This is a genomic window from Catenovulum maritimum (assembly GCF_001050375.1).
Classification (GTDB): Bacteria; Pseudomonadota; Gammaproteobacteria; order Enterobacterales; family Alteromonadaceae; genus Catenovulum; species Catenovulum maritimum.
The window spans coordinates 1-1,991 of record NZ_KQ130525.1 but is presented as its reverse complement, the minus strand read 5'-3'; the positions used below and the strand labels follow the sequence as shown (position 1 = coordinate 1,991).

General features: G+C 36.7%; 2 protein-coding genes. One reads left to right on the top strand and one right to left on the bottom strand.

From position 1 onward, the window contains the following. Nucleotides 1-465, top strand: a 465-nt coding sequence (locus XM47_RS18630) for an IS110 family transposase (RefSeq protein ID WP_048695995.1), incomplete at its 5' end; no start/stop codon positions are given. Between the two features lie 491 nt (nucleotides 466-956). Here the strand turns inward: XM47_RS18630 and XM47_RS18625 are convergent. Continuing rightward, entirely contained in the window at nucleotides 957-1,607 is a 651-nt protein-coding gene (locus XM47_RS18625; RefSeq protein ID WP_048695992.1) for a hypothetical protein, read from the bottom strand. Nucleotides 1,608-1,991: the final 384 nt, after the last annotated feature.

The window sequence follows — 1,991 nt, the reverse complement described above, 5'->3', positions numbered from 1 at the left end:
CTAATTAGTGATATCAATGCCCAATTATCTAAAATCGAATGGTATATCGAAAAACAAGCTAAACAACATAACCCCGTTGATTTTCACTTGCTCAAATCCATTCCTGGTGTCGGGCAAATTCTCGCGCTAACCATTATTTATGAAATTGGCGACATCGCTCGTTTTGAATCGGTGCAAAAATTTGCTTCTTATTGTCGATTAGTTAAATGCAAAGCTGAATCAGCTGGTAAATCTTACGGTACTCAAGGCAATAAAATTGGGAACCAACATCTTAAGTGGGCATTCTCTGAAGCTGCCGTTCTGTATTTACGTGGTAATGAGAAAGCACAACAATATTTAGTTAAATTACAAAAGAAAATGAGCAAAGCAAAAGCCTTATCGGCATTGGCTCACAAGTTAGGACGCTGTGTCTATTTTATGCTTAAGAACAAAAAGGTATTCGATGAAACCCGATTATTAGGTTAAGTCAGTCACGCAATCGGATGAGCTGAACGTCTAACTGGAAGCTTAAGCTGAAAACACGTTAAATCCTGCGTTAATTCGTAACTAACCTAACTAGGTTTAACAGGGTTTATGTTTCATCGCTCGCTAGCCTCTTGGTCTTGATTAGACATCCGATTGGCGTGCATTTAATTTAATCAGCAAAATCGTTTACACCTTCTTTGAGCCTGCTACTAACTGGGTAATTTATTAAACCCGTCTTTTGAATAGTGCCATATGAGGGTTAACCGATGAATGTCTAGTGCCCCTGTTTATTTTAAAGGATTAAGTCCAAACAGGCATGTGGTGAGACCACGATAAGAGAGCCTCTATATGTGTTTGCTGTAGGCGATTGAGACCTGACAGCTAAAATGACAAGCGAAGTAGATTATTTTGCTGATTAACTAGGATTCGACAACCGAAAAGTTGCCGAAAAGATCACTATTACCTATTGACCAACGGGAGGCTCATATGTGTTATATGGCAATTACGCCATGAATTAACTTTGAAAAATACAGAGGGTTACTTTGCACAATGAAGTGACCTCCTGTTGCATTAACTATATTGATATTTACAAATAACTCATTAAATAAGTGTACTGATTTTTTAGATACAAGGTAATCACTTTTTGCATTCACATAAGTACATGGTACTGAAACTTGCTTTACTGGGGCGACTAAATTAGAAATGATTTTTAGCCTTTGTTTTAATGTCGAGTTATCAATTAACTTTAATGCTGAAAGAAATAGGCTAACAAGGTATTTATTATTACTTTGAGCGAACAAAAAACGACTTAAAATAAAGCTTGGAATGAAGCCGTTTCGGATTAAATTTAGAGGTAGCAAACTACTTAGTTTTGATAGTTTGGAAGGGTTCTCTAAAAAGCTAGCCGCGAAAATTATATGTTTAATATTTACGGTGGGTATTAAAGATAAATGATAAGCGATAAAACCAGAATAAGATTCAGCAAGAATAATAATCTCATCTTCGCCTATTAAGGAAGTTATTTCAAAAGCTTGTTCTTCAGGTTTTTGCGAACACAATGAATTTAAACATATGACTTGTAGCTCAAGATATTGAGGTAGTAACTTCAATAACGGATTAAACAGCTCTCCAGTTCCGTCCATACCAGGAATAAGTAGAAGTTTGATCAGACTACCCTCTTGCCATATAACGCCTCATTAAGAGGCAAATAATTGTTGGCTAAAATAAGCGACGCAGGAGCAAAAGCCAACTGTTATTTGTCCTGCTTGAATGACTTGTATGGATAATAAACCCATCTTTTTAATTTTAAAACCTGTTTTGGTAAAGTGAGACCCAAGCCTTAGCTGCAACTAAGGCCTTCTTTTACAGTAGTTCGATTGAGCGATGGCTCCTCTATTGAGAGACCGATAACAAGAACGAACGCTGTAAAAGACTCCAAGCAAAATACTCGAATAGTCTACTGGGTCTCGAACCCGCATTACGCAAGCAAGGGTTAGCTTATTATGAATACTAAAACAAATCAAAAT